The following is a 13,472-nucleotide window of genomic DNA, read 5'->3' as shown; positions in this document are numbered from 1 at the left end:
GCCGTTGGGCCGAGGATACCCAACCAGTAGGTCTCCACGTAGCGGCTGCGGGGATCGTGTCCGATTTCTTCGACGGTCGGGTCGATCAAGGCAGTCAGGGCAATGGTGGTGCTGTCTGGGGTGGTGGTGTTGAGGGTGGTGGGTTCCATGGGGTGCTCCTGGGGTGGCGGTGTTCAGCGGGTGGGGGCGAACAGTGCGAGCTGTCCGGCTTCGGCTATGACGACGGCATCGACGGTGGCGAAGCCGAAGTCGACGGGGATGCGCTGCCAGGCGTCTTCGGGGAAGAAGTAGCGGGCGGCTGCGATTGCGGGGTGTGCGGCTCGGCTGTGTGCGGCTGCTGCGGCGATGGCTCCGAGTGAGTGCCGGTTGAGGGTTGTCCAGTCGCACGTCGGGCAGGAGCCGTGGGTGGCTCGCACGATGGTTGAGATGGTTTCGCCCAGCCCCAGAGGACCGACTCCCCCGATCGGGGCTGGGCGAGAAGTGGAGGCTTCTTCGTTCGTTGCCATGTAGAAGATATTACTCGTTTCTGTCTTGACTGTCAAGACAGAAACGAGTAATCTTTGGATATGGAGATACTTTCTGTTCACGAATCCGTTGGAGACTTGGCCTGGATGTCGAGCCGCGAGGACCGCTGTTTCTTGTCGAGGTGCGGGATGTGTGGTGCTCGGCCCGGTGTGTTGTGTGCGGCGAACTTCTTCCATACGGGCCGTCGTTTCGAGGTCGCTCTGTGCTGGCCGGGGCGCGCGCTGAGCGGTGATGACGTTGTGATCGAGGGTCGGTGTCAGGCGACGGTGGAGGACACGTACTTGTGGGACTTCGACACACCTGGTCGCCATGGTGACGTGGCAACACGTCGGGCGATCGTGCATCGCGGTGCGTGCCTCGGGTGCGGGTGGGCGGCTTCGGAATCGCATCCCGGCGACGAGGCAGCAGCGATTGCCGATGCGCTCGATCACGCCCTGATCGGATGGCGTTCGGTGCCGATCGTGACTCGCCACCATCACGACGCGAACGACAAAGCGTTCGCGAAGTGGGCGCGTCAGATCACTGCGTTCTATGACGGTTACGGCCTCAAGGCGTCGTTGTCACCTGAGCATGGCGGCGTGATCCGCACGACTCGGGTCGGGGGCGGGTCGCGGTCGCACTGGTCGAGGGGCTTCTACGACATGTGCGGCGAGGTCGTTGCTGAAGATCCCGACCGGCCGGGTCGGCCACTGTCGGAACGTCCAGAGGAACAACTCGGTCTGTTCTGAGCACACGACACTCGGCCCGCCCGGGCCCGGCTCACGCCACACCCTTTCGTCTGGGTCGATCTGCATGCGGTCGCAGCACTTGGACCTCCGCAGCGATGTTGTTGACGAAGATCGCGCAACGACAGGAGCTGTTCTCATGATCCTCAACGAATGGTTCGGTGAACCCGCCGACGCTCAATGGCGGGCGTACCACCGCCACAACATCTCACCGTCAGATCACGGCTCATGGACCGACACCGGGTGGGATGGCGACACGATCAGGGCATGGGTGAACACCCTCGCGAGCGTCGACTGTGCACCGACTCGCATCGACGGACCGGCTTGGGCCGAGACGTGGGAGCGAGCCGGGTACACCGCTGCTTCCACCCTCCAAGTTGTTGCCTCAATCGTGGAGACGACTGGCCGTCGATCGTTCATTTTTGGACCGGCCGACGTTCGCCTCGCTGTTGTCGAGCGCCAACCGTCGCTGTTCGAGCAGGATTCGGCCCCCTCGGTTCGCCCGCTCTTGGATCGGGGCGACGTGAGATGATGTGCACCGTGTCCACCACCCCTCCTGACGTTCGCGACCGTGACTGGGTCGCTGCGCGCCTCGATGCCGGCGACACCGTCACCTCGATTGCTGCCCAGGCTGGTGTCTCTCGCCAAACCGCTTCGACCTGGCTCGGTCGCCACGGCCTCTCGACGACCACACGCCACGACAATCGCCCCTCACCTGAACAATTGGCTGCCGACTACGAGCGAGTCGGCTCCATCCGCCCCCTCGCCACCGAGTACGAGATCTCCCCAGCCGTCATGCGGACATGGCTGTTCCAGGCAGGCGTGGAAATGGCCGAGCCCAGCGTGTCGGGAGGCCGACACCGTGCCGACGTCGACGTCGAGCAGGTCCACAAGTTCCGACAAGACGGCTGGACGTGGCAGAAGATCGCAGACCACTTCGGAGTCGCCTACGAAACCGTCCGTCGCGCCGCGTCTCGCTAGCGATCACCCGGCCCGGAATGCCCGCGCTGCGACCTGAGCTGCATTGGGAGGGGCCAGCTTCGACTTCCCGATCTCACTGACCCCTCCACCAGACACGGTAACCCGTTGACCCCGAATGTCAAGGCTGTACTGTGGTGGCCGTGAACGAGATGGACCACGACGAGATGGTGGTGACCGCGGCCGACTTCTGGCTGGCTCGCTTTCCCAACCGTGCTCGGTGGGCATTGGCGTCGAAGCCAACGATGTGCGCGTATCAGGGCTTGGGTTTGTGCACCGCTGGATCCGGCGTCCCCGCAGTTGAGGTGGGCGAGCCGTACCTCGACACGGGCGACGTGATCCGCACCCCGGCAGTCGTCCCGATCTGCCTGTGCGAGTCGTGCGCCGACTCCGAGATCCCAGACGAAGCGTTCGCCATCGCCTGAAACCTGTCCGCTGGCGTCAATCGCCCCATGACGGGTCGAGCCGCCTGCGGATTGTGTCGTTGCCGACCCCGTACTCGGTTGCGAGCTGACCAATGGTCGCTCCTGCCCGACGCTTGGCCCGCACTTCGCCAGTATCGAGGCGTGCCCGCCGGCGATCGATGTTTGCGTCGACGAGCCAGCGCCGAGCGGTCTCGGGAGCGACGCCAAGCTGTTCGCCGAGTTCGCGCGTTGTGCGACACCGGTCGTAGAGCCGAGCGAGTTCGACCGGCGGTGGTCGAACTCGTTGAGAACGAACAAGGACAAGGTTGTGGCGCTCGATCCATGCGTAGACGGTCTGGCGCGACACACCGGCGACATCAGCAATATCGGTGATCGACAGATTCTTTTCGATCTGCGCCTCCAGCCACTCCCTGTTCTCGATTCCGTCCACGCGACGAGCGTAGAGCGCGTCCGCGTACCTCGGATTGATGCTGCGGCGGTTCGGCGATGTGAAACGAACTCCCGCTCGTGACCCATAGGTAAACATGACACCAACGGGCTCAGCGCATCTTCCCCAACACATAGGGTTGACACCTGGGGTAGACGGGTGCGATGCTGGGTGTTCGCCAGCTTCGCACTCGGCCTCCTTGAACGCTCGACTCGATCGGAGCGATGTCATGCATCTCGGAGATGCCAATCAAGCTCGCGAGCGTTGTCGCGCGGTGCACTGCACGGCGGCGGTGTGACGTGCCGACGTTGACGAATGGGCCTGAGCAAAGCGAGACGCAAGTCAAGGTTCCGTGGGTGTGCCCGTCGTGTGGTCATTTCATGGTCACCGTCAGAGTCGACGTGGCGGCACCGTCTCATGAGTGCACCGCTGTGCACCGTCGAGTGGTGTTCGTGCCGTACACGTCTTCGGAGCAGGCCGAATCGATCCGTCGCCGGCTTCCCGTTCAGAGTCGTCCGCAATGGTGACGCTTCGGCGACGCGTCGCGGTGATTGGCGATGTCGGAGGTCACGTCGAGCATCTTCGTTCTTCGCTTGCGTCGCTTGGGGTGAGTGCGTCGTCGTGGCCCCACGACCTGATCGTGGTGCAGGTCGGTGATCTCTTCGGCGGGCGCGATGACGTGGCTGTTGCCGAGCTGGTTGCACCTCACCTCGAGGCCGGCCGCTGGGTGCAGCTGATTGGCAACTGGGAACTCGAAGCGGTTGGCGGTAGCCACGTGACGAACTCGAACGGTCGCACCGCCGACCCCGCTGCGTTGCGAGTGTTCAGCGAGTGGCACCGTGCCGGGATGGTCCGCCGCGCTGCAGCGCTGACGTCATCGGCTGGCGTTGTGGGTGTGATCACTCATGCAGGTGTCTCGCACGGCTTCTGGCGAGCCGATCTGGAAGGTGACGCTGACGGCCGTCGAGTTGTTGAGCGGCTCAACTCGATGCCGCTGTCACAGGTTGCTCGGCCGGGCCAGATGTTCGGTGCCGCCGCCGAGACGGCTCCGGGCCCGATCTGGTCGTCGTGGGCCGAGTCGTGGTCGTGGTGGGAGACGCCGCCCTTCGCTCAGGTGCACGGTCATTCGTCGCCGTGGAACTCGTACAAACAGCAGTGGTGGGATGGCACACCCGACGATCTCGTCGACCACGCCGTCGCGAACAACGGACATGTCACGTTCCACGCGAATCCTGGGACGCTCCCGTTCATCTCGGTCGATCCCGGACTGTGGGACCGCTCCCCAGTCAACGCGCTTCGCCCGCTCGAATTTCGCGATGCGGTACTCACATGACGATCACCTCGGCGTGCGGCACCTCTCGGCGTGAGAGCCGTACCGCGCTGTCGTTCTCTGGCCGCGAGATCGGTCACGTCGCGCTCGACGCCGCGACCGTGACCGCCACGGTTCCTGGCCGCCGCCCGGACGGCGATCCGCAAATGACGACCACGAGCAAGGAAAGGCGATGAACTCATGACAGGCGAACCTGTTCGGCTGCAACTGGCGCAGATGACGGTGACCGACCGCCACGTCCGCACCCCGATCGGCGTGTACGACTTGGTCGGTACACGGTGGAAGTGGGAGTCGTCGTGGGGCACCAACCGCGTCCAGCCGGTGTGGTCGTTGGTGATGGGCGTTTTGACGTTCTGGTCGGTCATTGGGATCGCGTTCTTCTTCGTGTACCGCACTGAGCATTGCGGTCGCGTCACGGTCACGATGACGTCGCCGACTGGGGCTTGGTGGACTGAGACGGTGCAAGTGGACGCACTGGGCGAGCGGGCTCGCCTCGAACAGACGTTGATGTTGCTCGACAACTGGTCGATTGCCGCGCAACGCGAGATCGCCAGCTGAATCTTCGCCGGACGCCCCGAGGTGCGGCGCTGTGTCACCGCTCGGATCCCGACGAGTACAAGTCGCCGCCGTGCCGGGCTGGACCAGTCGTGCCCCACAGACCTCCACCGTCGGTGTTGTTCTGTGGAGCTCCATGGACGGCGTCGTGTTCAGCCATTTCGGCGTGAAGCAATTCGATGCGTTGCTGCTGTTGCTCAATGGCAAGCGATTCCGCAGACGTTCGGTGCATGCCTTCGAGCCGACGTTGCGACCCGTCGAGTTGGGCGGCGATGAGCCGCCGCTTCGCCACCGGACCTGCTCGACGTCGCCCCATTCGTCTGATTTTACGTTCGACCCCGACGACGCCCGAATCGAGTCACGTAGACCGTTGGTTGGTCCTGGGCTCCGGGGTCCATCCAGCCGCGCTCAGGCTCGTTCGGCACGGTGCCCGGCCCGGCAGCGTCCACCTCACTTGTTCCCCGAGGGCCCACCACGGCGATGGGGGACTGCCAGCGACAGAATCTGCTTGAGGGTGGTCTCAGGGAATGACCATGAGTCGCTGGTCGAGAACCCCTGCACCGAGGCGCTTCTTGAACAGCTCAACGAGGGAGTCGGATCGTTCGGCGAATGTCGCCTCATCTTCGTCGAAGATGTAGGCGTAGCCGACGACGAATATCGCGTTGCGAAGCGATTGAGCGACGATCTCGTCGAGGAGCAGCAGGCCGTACTGGTTGCCTCGATGCTCGGCAGGGGTGTGGAGTTCGCTGAGCACAACGAAGCGGCCGCGTCGGCGCCGCGTCGGCGCCGCGTCGGCGCCGCGTCGGCTGGCGTTCTGCTGGAGCGCTTCGCAAAGACGTTCGTACTCGAACTGCAGAACCTCGCCCACATCGCACAGATCCTGGGAGACACTGTCCATTGCCAGCATCCACTCGGGGTCGCTGATCGGGTCGATCAGATAGGACTCGACCGTGGCAGCTTCGACGTCGACGTCGACGTCGTCGTCGTGTTCCCAGAGGATCAGGGTGTGGGTGGACGAGACGATGCTGCGGTCCGCTTCGTTGGCCAGCGATGCCGTGGCGACCGTACGCACAGATGCCAGCGACAGGTTCCGACCCTGAGCGTTCACCACCATTGCTACTCTCCACAGATTCTAGATGAGCGGTGTCGCGCTGCGGGACCCGAAGCTTTCACTACATCAGCCATGTCAACGTGCGCCGGAAACATCGGGTCAGCCCGTCAGCCGGGCTCAGCACGGAGCGATTCGCGGTCAGCGGTTTCGGCTCGAGACTGCTTGGCCGTGCGGTTCTGATGGCGAGTAGCCGAAGCCTGAGCGCGACGGAGAACCTCGGCGTCACTGGCCGGCTTCGCTGGCTTCAGGTCCTTGCGTTTCATTCGGGCCATGAAATCACGGCAGTCGCAGCCACACGGCTGGTTTCGATCATCAAGTTCAGCAGGGCGGGTCACGCGCACCGATGTCAGGGCTAATGAGAACCCGTGGGTCACGGTTGGGCGGTGACCATCGTCGGGTGTGGTTCTGGTGAGGAGTCGAGTCCGGTTGCGCCGGCGATGAGAACTGCGGCCGATGCTGGGCGACCTCGGTGTCGAGGTGGTTGACGCGGGCCTGGGGGTCGCGCGTTCCGGCCCTGATGCCATCTCGGCCGAGATCTTGTCGGGCGACCAGATGTCGTCGAGGATTGCCCGTTCGTCGGGTGTTGGTCTTGCTGCCCACGGAGATTCGACAAGCGGTTGCGGTGCATGCTCGTGTGCGGGGTCGCGGCATGCTCGGGTTGCGTTCAGCGAGCCGGGCTCCGATCTCGGCAATCTTGGAAAGGCCCAGTGCGATCGTCTCAGGACCGTGGTGAGTTGACTCTCTGCTCAGGCTGATGATTCTCCCACCGGTGCCGGGCACTGCCTGATGGCGTCCGTCCAAGTTCCCGGCTGGGCACATCAGCGAAGCGGGAATAGAATTTCAACCGGGCCAGCCGTATTGGATCTCGGGTGGTTTCGCAGGCGATCATCGCTGAGTGATATCGCGCACCTTGCTGAGCCCTGCCGGATAGCGGACGGCCCCGAAGTCATTGTGGAACCGCCTCCCAATCATGAATCAGGACACTTCGGCGATTCTCGGAGATCCCTACGCTGGAGGAATGAAGGGCAAGAAGAGCGAGATGACGGGACCTCTGGCCGGGCACGTGCGCAGCGGCCGGCGCTACGTCCCAGCTCTGGGTGACCTGATTCAGATGGAAGACTGGATCCGGGACGATCTGCCGGACCTCGTTTGGCCCGCTTTGCTCCTGGCCCACCGCGGAACGGGGGCATACCGCGACTTCGTCCACTGGCAGCGTGCCGTTCAGCAGGATCTAGCTGAACTCGTTGACGCTCGAAAGCTGGCGGACGGTCTCGATGGTCGCCTGAGCAGTCTTGAAATCCTGGACTCACAGCATCCGGACGTCCGAGCAAGCATCACACAACGAGCGGCAGAGCATGACCTTCTGCCCGAACCTGTCGCTGATGTCCTCGCTACGTACCCCGACCGGCCGGCACGGTGGCTGGCCGAATCGGAATTGCGGCCACCTGATCAGCCGGACATTGATCTCTTAATGAAAGCTGTTCTGGATGCGATGACCGACGGACATCGAGAGGCAATCATCAAATGCCTCCACACCTGGAGCGCCGTCCAGGCTGGAACCTTTCGGAGCGATGAGCAGACCAGAGAACTGCTGAAGCCATATCCGAACGACCCGTCCACACGCAGTCAGGCTGATTCGGCTATCCGAGCCTCGTGGGGAGCGATGAAAGGGGTGCACCTCCTGAAGGACGGCGCCCGGTTCGACCGAAGCATCGAGTGGGCGAAAGTGTTCTGGGGAATGAACTCGATTTCAACGAGCTGCGTTCGGCGCCGCGACGTTGAGTCGGCCGGCGAAGACGAAGCCGGTTCTGAGGAAGGTGCTGCCAATTCTGCGAACGACCACCCGCAGGGCGGCGACCATCTGGAGAGACTGGCAATGGATCTCATCGCCAGCTACGTCGAGGCTCTTGAAACAGCTCCGTTTCGACTGTACGACAATGAAGTGCAGGAGGTGACGGCTGGCCTCGTGATGCGGGCGGGCCGAGAAGTAGTCACCGCGCTGGGCTACCCCGCTCTCTGGTCCTCCGAGCACGGAGCACACGTCAACCGGACCCTCGTCGAGGTCCAGATTCTCGTGCAGTGAATGTCTATGCAGGACCGGACCATCTATCAGCGATTCAGGGACTATGGATTCGGAAAGGCAAAGCTCTATTCACGAATTCTCGATGAGTTGCCGACTGATGCGAGGACCGATGGATTCGACGAAGCACTCGATGAGCTGAAGCGGGTCAGCCACAACGACATCGTGATTGATCACCGCACCGTCGACACCGCAGACTCTTTCTCTGGAAAGTCGATTCGCGCCATGGCCGAAGAGTGTGGCCTACTCGACTTGTACCGCCGGGCGTATTACATCGCAAGCGGAATCACTCACTCCGAGTGGTGGTCTGTCGAACTCCACTCGATGGAGCCCTGCCTCAACGTTCTGCACCGCGGTCACTTGATCCCCAGCATGTCGCTCGGCGCAGGAAGACACGTGGCGACCGCCGTCGCCTGGGTCGACCAACTTCACGGCCTCATCAGAACCAGTCTTCGCATCCTGGGCACCGACGATTCTGCGGTCGCGTCTGCCTTCGCTTGGCTCGAAGAGGACGTCGATCCTGAAGGCTGACCGTTTTGTCGGCTGATCCATCGGAGCGTTTCTCGACCTGACGAGACGTCAGAGCACCATCTCTCGGTAACGCCCACCGCAACGGTTGCAACCAGCGACATGGCATTCAGACAAGCCCGCTGCCGGAAAGTGGGCCTTCGCGGCTCTTCCACCGATCAGAACAACAGCGGCCGGACCTCACCAGGACCGCGTGAGATCGACACATCTTGTCGAGTGGATGCGAGCGATATTGGGCAACCGGCCGGCGCAGATTCCAGCCGAGGCCAATTGGACCGGGAAGGAGTTTGTTGCTCGCCGATTCAGTGTCGCGCTGATAATCTATGTGGCGGGTTCGCCGCTCCACAGCCGCCGGAGATTGGTGACCTCGTCTGGCTCCAGCTGAAGGTCGCCAATGACGGCGAGCATCGTGGTATCCCAGTACCGGAGGCCGGTGTGGCAGGGAGTGAGGAGTACGGCGACCGTTCGTAGCTCGGACCGTGAAGGCTCCGGTTCGTGTTGGGTGAACTCGTGGTGACGGAGCATTCCCCACTGACGGAATGCTTCTTCGATTTGTTCGTCCCGTCTGGATGCTGCTCCGAACGCAAGCTGTAGACGACCTCCGTCTAGCAGGACGCGCCGGAACCGCCACTTGACGCCGTCGGTTACCGACATCACGTCTTGGAGGTGGTCCAGCAGTAGTTGGCCGAGCGCTGATCGGTCCGCCACGGGGAATCGGTCGAGCAGTGACAGGAGGTGGAGACGGTCGTTCTCGTCCCGATCCCACGGCGCCTCAGCGATGTCGTCGAGGATGATGCTGAACACCACGTGCCCGGTCGTGTCGAGGCGTGACGCTGGTGTTAGCGGCAGTCGTGGGCTCGATAGAGCCTTGATCGAGCCAAAACGCCGTGTCCATGATGCCGGCTTGCCGTTAGTCGCTTTCGCATCTAACTGAGCGAGTTCGAAGTACCGGGTGGCCTCATCTCCGAGGGTGTACGTACTGTCGCTGCAGATGCGGAACAGGTAGTCGACGACTCCGGTAAGTGATCGGAGCTGATCGAGGAGGAACTCCCAGTCCCGCCGATAGAGCACGACCACCGGGTCGGCAGCCTTCGAGTCGACGCCGAGTTGGAGTCGGGGCGCTTGGGGATGCTCGATGATGACCACCCGCACCCACCTGAGTTTGGAGCCATCCACTTCGATCTCCCGATCGCGAAGGTTCCGAAGGGTCGTTGGGTGCATGCGGAGGGTTCGTATTGTCCCACTTGCTTGGCGACCGCCAGCCCCAATTTGTTTCGACAACCACCGCAGTTCTCGCTCGGCCGAATCCGAAACAAGCTCCCGGGCCTTCACCTGGATAGCGAGCGCGCAGTCTCCGACAACCACCGTTCCGTCGCCAACCTCGCGCGAGCCCTCGCCCTTCCTAACGAGGTGTGGACGCAGAACGAAGTCACGTAAGCCCCATTCTCCAGCCGCGAGCAGTGAGGCGTGCTCGGCGCCTGGACCAGCGACCATGTCTTCGGGAAGAGTCTTGGCGTGTGGTATCGGCCGCGCGTAGATGTCTTTCTTGGAGCGAATGAACATCGTCGCATCGCCGTCGGGCGAAACTAACGTCGCCAAGCCGAGACCCGAGCGGCGTAACGCACGTCGAAGCTGCCTGCGGAATGGACCGCGCTTGAGGTCCACCCGCCCCCATGGTGATCGGTCGCGGCGGGCGATCTGCTGGGCGATCCACTCGAACCCAGGGAGCAGGGCAGTCGGTTCACATGAACGCTCGATGGCGTCGATGAACGCAGTCGCAGTCACGATGAGCCCGGCGGTGCGTTCCCCCATCGCGTCCGCGGGTTCGTCCGGGTATGGCCTAGCGTCGAGGACCAGGCTGAACTCCGTACCCGGATTGCTGGAGATCGATGACAGTGCGGTCTCCAAACCGTCAATCTCGGCGATGGTGTGGCTGTCGAGGAGAACACCAGGCGGCGTGATTTTGCACCTCATGATGACTTCGTCGCCCTCGATCGTCCTGAACTGCGGCGACGCCGTGTGCACCCAGACCGCCACCAGGTTCTGCGCAGACGTCGTCAACACCCAGCGAAGGTGGTCCATGGCTCGCCGAACCTCTCGCGGCACGCCATGACCTAACGGGGCATCGCCCATCGGCTGAAAGAGAAAGAGCAGGTCGAGTTGATCGGGTCGCAGATGTCGCAGCGCTGGTTGCGTCGATGCCTCGATGAACGAGCTTTCGACGAGGCACATCGGCATCCGTGCATCTGGAAACTTCACCACCGGCTCACCCGTTGCGATGCTGACCGCCGCGCGGACCGCAGCATCGAATGCGCCCACGATCGATTCGACGAACTTTGCCGCTGCTCGTTCAGCGGCTTCCCGCACGCCGTCCGGCCAAATGACTCTCACCTCGAGCCGTCCCGATGTTGGCCCGCTTGAGACAAGCTGGTGGCTGAAGGGTCGAGCAGCCCGAAGGTCATTCCACGACTGGGCAAGATCTGACCGGGCTTCCTTCGCAGCCTCGATGTGGGCTCGAGCTTGGTCAAAAGGGTCAATCTCGTCGTGCTCCGGCGAGTTCACCATCTACCGAGATTACCCTCGAACTACCGTTCGAAAATTGAGGGGCTCCTACGCTGGGCAATTCCGAAAAACCCTGCCGGATCACGCCCGCAGCCCCGGATCGGGCACGCATAACAACCGGACCGTCGAGAGCCAGAAGCCGCTCAATCAGGCACATCTTCCTCACGGGTCACAACTCATATCGACGCGTGGTCAGGACGGCTGAGAGGCAGCTTTCGGTCGTCCGACACGGATGCACGGTATGTCCGTGCCGAGTGTGCGGTCGCCACATCTGTGCTCCGATGAGCAGTCATCTCACAGTGACGGTGGGCCGGCAACGTCGAATTCTTGGTGCAGGGGACTACAGCGTCACTCTCACCAGATTCCCCAAGAATCTGTGAAACGGTCTTGCGTCTTCTTCCCCATCTTGGGTGATGGATGAGCCCGCCGGGCTCGCCGAGAGAGTTGGGAACATGACATGAGCGAGAAGAATGACAAGCGAGGTCGGATCGATCGACCCTCACCGCACTGGGTACGAATTGAGGCGGCGGCCGAGTGGCTGGGTTGCAAGGTGTGCTACCTGCGACGTCTGGTCGCTGAGCGACGGATCCCGTACTCGAAGGTTGGCAAGTACCTCTTCTTCGATTTGTACGAACTCGACGCCTGGATTCGCAGCCAACGAATCGACCCGCTCAACTGAAGGCCGTCAGTCAGATCCAGAAGCGCCGTGGTTCGGCCGAGACGTTCGTCGTCTCGACCTCACCGTCGCTGACCAACTCCTATGGGCCAAAACTGTCGTTCGAGAACGGATCCTCGTGGGGCACTCGGTGAGCGACCTCGGCATGAACCGGCGTGCCTTCGTCGACGAACTCGCGCCGCTCACGCCAGTTCTCTTGCGATTCGATCACCCATGCCAGCAGCGATCTCGGCGTCGCGAGCCTCAGTCGCTTTGAGGTAGCGGAGTGACGCATCGGGAGTGGAGTGGCCGAGGCGCGCCATGATCTCCTTCGTTGAGGCGCCGGCGCTCGCCGCCGTCGTGCCGGCGAGGTGGCGGAGGTCGTGGAATCGGATCTCTGGGTTGACGTCGGCCTTGCGTTTCGCTCGGGTCCACGACGGATGGAAATAGCGTTTGAGCAGTGGGCAGCCCTTGACCGACCGAAAGACAAGTGCATCGGCAGCTGGCTCCGTGAAGGTGTTCATGTGTCTGCGGAGGATCTCGAGCGTCGTCGAATCGAGGGAGACCATCCGCTCACCCGACTCGGTCTTCGGAGGGCCGAACACGGGGCCGACGCCCTTCACGAACGCCAGCGACCTCAGGACACGGAGCTGCCCCGTTTCTGGGTCGACGTCGGATCGGCGAAGCGCGGTGAGTTCGCCGAATCGGAGCCCCGAAGTTGCCGCTGCCCAGACCAGCGCGCTGAATTGAGGCTCGACAACTTCGGCGAGGCGCACCACGTCCTTGAACGTCACCTCGGGCCGAAGGTGGATCTTCTCCTTCGCCGCGCCTTTCAGCTTTACAGGGTTCGCCCGGATCAGGCCGTCCTCCACCGCCGTCTCCATGATCGTGCGGAACAACCGGTAGATCTTCGCCACCGAGTTCTCCGCCAGATGCGTTTGGAGAAGGCCGGCGCGCCAAGAACGCACGTCGCGCGTGACGACGTCGTTGAGGGTGACCATCTCGAACGTTGGGAGGATCCACTTGCGCAGCTGCGACTCGTACATCTCCCGAGTGCGTGGTCGCAGTGCGCGCTCCTCGAGCCAGCGGAGCGCGTACGCACCGAAGCGCACCCTGCCGGCCGACTCGTCGAAGTGATCACCGCGTGCGAGGTCGGTCTCGATGTTCGACAACCACCGCCGAGCGTCGGTCTTCGTAGCGAACGTGTCCTTCGCTCCGACCTGCTTGCCGAGGTGCGAGTAGCGGGCCTGGAAGCGCCCGCTCGGGAGCTTCCGGATCGTCCCGAATTGCCGCGTAGCACTCATTTGGTGCTCCCTGTTACGCATTCTTCTAGGCACGTTCTAGGCACGCCGACCACCGTAGCATCTCAAGGAGGAGAGAGTGATCAAGCCGAAAAAGGCTCTGAGCTGGTCTTATTCAGCTCCGGCGATTGGAGCGGATGACGGGAATCGAACCCGCGTATTCAGCTTGGGAAGCTGATGTTCTACCATTGAACTACATCCGCGAAGAATCAAGAGGGTAGCTGCCTGGCCCGGCTTCTTGCACGCCCGAACGGCACCGACCGAGTCGTT

Annotated in this window: 17 protein-coding genes and 1 tRNA gene; 10 read left to right on the top strand and 8 right to left on the bottom strand. The window is 62.8% G+C overall.

The annotated features are described in order from the left end of the window. Positions 1 to 173: 173 nt before the first annotated feature. Positions 174 to 506, bottom strand: coding sequence for a hypothetical protein (locus ACH2EI_RS09960; protein WP_395153966.1), 333 nt, complete (start codon positions 504 to 506; stop codon positions 174 to 176). A 285-nt stretch (positions 507 to 791) separates the two neighbouring features. Here ACH2EI_RS09960 and ACH2EI_RS09955 point away from each other — a divergent pair, with 285 nt between their 5' ends. From ACH2EI_RS09955 to ACH2EI_RS09940, 4 genes are all read left to right on the top strand, one after another. Continuing rightward, positions 792 to 1,253, top strand: coding sequence for a DUF6349 family protein (locus ACH2EI_RS09955; protein ID WP_395153967.1), 462 nt, complete (start codon positions 792 to 794; stop codon positions 1,251 to 1,253). A 136-nt stretch (positions 1,254 to 1,389) separates the two neighbouring features. Then, on the top strand, positions 1,390 to 1,782 hold the full coding sequence (locus ACH2EI_RS09950; protein ID WP_395159886.1) for a hypothetical protein: 393 nt from the start codon (positions 1,390 to 1,392) through the stop codon (positions 1,780 to 1,782). Between the two features lie 8 nt (positions 1,783 to 1,790). After that, positions 1,791 to 2,231 carry a hypothetical protein gene (locus ACH2EI_RS09945; RefSeq protein WP_395153969.1) on the top strand — a complete coding sequence of 147 codons (441 nt, stop codon included), beginning with the start codon at positions 1,791 to 1,793 and terminating at the stop codon, positions 2,229 to 2,231. 140 nt (positions 2,232 to 2,371) lie between these two features. Then, a complete protein-coding gene (locus ACH2EI_RS09940) occupies positions 2,372 to 2,653 on the top strand; it encodes a hypothetical protein (protein ID WP_395159884.1) in 282 nt (93 codons plus the stop codon). A 16-nt stretch (positions 2,654 to 2,669) separates the two neighbouring features. Here ACH2EI_RS09940 and ACH2EI_RS09935 read toward each other — a convergent pair whose 3' ends face one another. Then, positions 2,670 to 3,083 carry a hypothetical protein gene (locus ACH2EI_RS09935; RefSeq protein ID WP_395159882.1) on the bottom strand — a complete coding sequence of 138 codons (414 nt, stop codon included), beginning with the start codon at positions 3,081 to 3,083 and terminating at the stop codon, positions 2,670 to 2,672. 517 nt (positions 3,084 to 3,600) lie between these two features. Here ACH2EI_RS09935 and ACH2EI_RS09930 point away from each other — a divergent pair. Genes ACH2EI_RS09930 through ACH2EI_RS09920 form a run of 3 tightly spaced genes read left to right on the top strand, consistent with a single transcriptional unit; the run spans position 3,601 to position 4,968 of the window. After that, positions 3,601 to 4,413 carry a hypothetical protein gene (locus ACH2EI_RS09930; protein ID WP_395159880.1) on the top strand — a complete coding sequence of 271 codons (813 nt, stop codon included), beginning with the start codon at positions 3,601 to 3,603 and terminating at the stop codon, positions 4,411 to 4,413. Continuing rightward, positions 4,410 to 4,586: a hypothetical protein gene (locus tag ACH2EI_RS09925; protein ID WP_395154127.1), complete on the top strand. Its 177-nt coding sequence runs from the start codon at positions 4,410 to 4,412 to the stop codon at positions 4,584 to 4,586. Before ACH2EI_RS09930 ends, ACH2EI_RS09925 begins: the two co-directional genes overlap by 4 nt. Before the next feature lie 4 nt (positions 4,587 to 4,590). Beyond that, positions 4,591 to 4,968 carry a hypothetical protein gene (locus ACH2EI_RS09920; protein WP_395159878.1) on the top strand — a complete coding sequence of 126 codons (378 nt, stop codon included), beginning with the start codon at positions 4,591 to 4,593 and terminating at the stop codon, positions 4,966 to 4,968. Positions 4,969 to 5,002: 34 nt separating this feature from the next. On the opposite strand, the gene ACH2EI_RS09915 is transcribed toward ACH2EI_RS09920, so the two are convergent. From ACH2EI_RS09915 to ACH2EI_RS09905, 3 genes are all read right to left on the bottom strand, one after another. Beyond that, positions 5,003 to 5,281, bottom strand: coding sequence for a hypothetical protein (locus ACH2EI_RS09915; protein WP_395159876.1), 279 nt, complete (start codon positions 5,279 to 5,281; stop codon positions 5,003 to 5,005). Positions 5,282 to 5,485: 204 nt separating this feature from the next. Continuing rightward, a complete protein-coding gene (locus tag ACH2EI_RS09910; protein WP_395154124.1) occupies positions 5,486 to 6,079 on the bottom strand; it encodes a hypothetical protein in 594 nt (197 codons plus the stop codon). A gap of 104 nt (positions 6,080 to 6,183) precedes the next feature. Continuing rightward, positions 6,184 to 6,348 (bottom strand): hypothetical protein, encoded by a 165-nt coding sequence (locus ACH2EI_RS09905; RefSeq protein WP_395159874.1) that lies wholly within the window; start codon positions 6,346 to 6,348, stop codon positions 6,184 to 6,186. Between the two features lie 746 nt (positions 6,349 to 7,094). Here ACH2EI_RS09905 and ACH2EI_RS09900 point away from each other — a divergent pair. Both ACH2EI_RS09900 and ACH2EI_RS09895 read left to right on the top strand, forming a co-directional pair. Next, complete coding sequence (locus ACH2EI_RS09900; protein ID WP_395159872.1) at positions 7,095 to 8,159, top strand: hypothetical protein; 1,065 nt, start codon at positions 7,095 to 7,097, stop codon at positions 8,157 to 8,159. Positions 8,160 to 8,165: 6 nt separating this feature from the next. Beyond that, on the top strand, positions 8,166 to 8,687 hold the full coding sequence (locus tag ACH2EI_RS09895) for a DUF5677 domain-containing protein (RefSeq protein ID WP_395159870.1): 522 nt from the start codon (positions 8,166 to 8,168) through the stop codon (positions 8,685 to 8,687). 318 nt (positions 8,688 to 9,005) lie between these two features. Here the strand turns inward: ACH2EI_RS09895 and ACH2EI_RS09890 are convergent, their stop codons facing one another. Continuing rightward, entirely contained in the window at positions 9,006 to 11,249 is a 2,244-nt protein-coding gene (locus ACH2EI_RS09890) for a hypothetical protein (protein ID WP_395159868.1), read from the bottom strand. Between the two features lie 454 nt (positions 11,250 to 11,703). On the opposite strand from ACH2EI_RS09890, the gene ACH2EI_RS09885 reads away from it, so the two are divergent. Further along, positions 11,704 to 11,925 (top strand): helix-turn-helix domain-containing protein, encoded by a 222-nt coding sequence (locus ACH2EI_RS09885; RefSeq protein WP_395156315.1) that lies wholly within the window; start codon positions 11,704 to 11,706, stop codon positions 11,923 to 11,925. Positions 11,926 to 12,104: 179 nt separating this feature from the next. Here ACH2EI_RS09885 and ACH2EI_RS09880 read toward each other — a convergent pair whose 3' ends face one another. Both ACH2EI_RS09880 and ACH2EI_RS09875 read right to left on the bottom strand, forming a co-directional pair. Continuing rightward, a complete protein-coding gene (locus ACH2EI_RS09880; RefSeq protein ID WP_395159866.1) occupies positions 12,105 to 13,205 on the bottom strand; it encodes a tyrosine-type recombinase/integrase in 1,101 nt (366 codons plus the stop codon). 126 nt (positions 13,206 to 13,331) lie between these two features. Next, positions 13,332 to 13,405: transfer RNA gene (locus tag ACH2EI_RS09875), tRNA-Gly, on the bottom strand. Between the last annotated feature and the right edge of the window lie 67 nt (positions 13,406 to 13,472).

This window comes from Ilumatobacter sp. (genome assembly GCF_041688325.1).
Taxonomy (GTDB): domain Bacteria; phylum Actinomycetota; class Acidimicrobiia; order Acidimicrobiales; family Ilumatobacteraceae; genus Ilumatobacter_A.
This window is presented reverse-complemented; position numbering and strand designations above follow the sequence as displayed.

Coding starts and splice junctions, on each gene's coding strand:
- ACH2EI_RS09880 (WP_395159866.1), bottom strand. CDS start 13,205: ATGAGTGCTACGCGGCAATTCGGGACGATCCGGAAGCTCCCGAGCGGG.
- ACH2EI_RS09910 (WP_395154124.1), bottom strand. CDS start 6,079: ATGGTGGTGAACGCTCAGGGTCGGAACCTGTCGCTGGCATCTGTGCGT.
- ACH2EI_RS09885 (WP_395156315.1), top strand. CDS start 11,704: ATGAGCGAGAAGAATGACAAGCGAGGTCGGATCGATCGACCCTCACCG.
- ACH2EI_RS09930 (WP_395159880.1), top strand. CDS start 3,601: ATGGTGACGCTTCGGCGACGCGTCGCGGTGATTGGCGATGTCGGAGGT.
- ACH2EI_RS09890 (WP_395159868.1), bottom strand. CDS start 11,249: ATGGTGAACTCGCCGGAGCACGACGAGATTGACCCTTTTGACCAAGCT.
- ACH2EI_RS09905 (WP_395159874.1), bottom strand. CDS start 6,348: ATGGCCCGAATGAAACGCAAGGACCTGAAGCCAGCGAAGCCGGCCAGT.
- ACH2EI_RS09895 (WP_395159870.1), top strand. CDS start 8,166: ATGCAGGACCGGACCATCTATCAGCGATTCAGGGACTATGGATTCGGA.
- ACH2EI_RS09925 (WP_395154127.1), top strand. CDS start 4,410: ATGACGATCACCTCGGCGTGCGGCACCTCTCGGCGTGAGAGCCGTACC.
- ACH2EI_RS09900 (WP_395159872.1), top strand. CDS start 7,095: ATGAAGGGCAAGAAGAGCGAGATGACGGGACCTCTGGCCGGGCACGTG.
- ACH2EI_RS09920 (WP_395159878.1), top strand. CDS start 4,591: ATGACAGGCGAACCTGTTCGGCTGCAACTGGCGCAGATGACGGTGACC.
- ACH2EI_RS09960 (WP_395153966.1), bottom strand. CDS start 506: ATGGCAACGAACGAAGAAGCCTCCACTTCTCGCCCAGCCCCGATCGGG.
- ACH2EI_RS09950 (WP_395159886.1), top strand. CDS start 1,390: ATGATCCTCAACGAATGGTTCGGTGAACCCGCCGACGCTCAATGGCGG.
- ACH2EI_RS09915 (WP_395159876.1), bottom strand. CDS start 5,281: ATGGGGCGACGTCGAGCAGGTCCGGTGGCGAAGCGGCGGCTCATCGCC.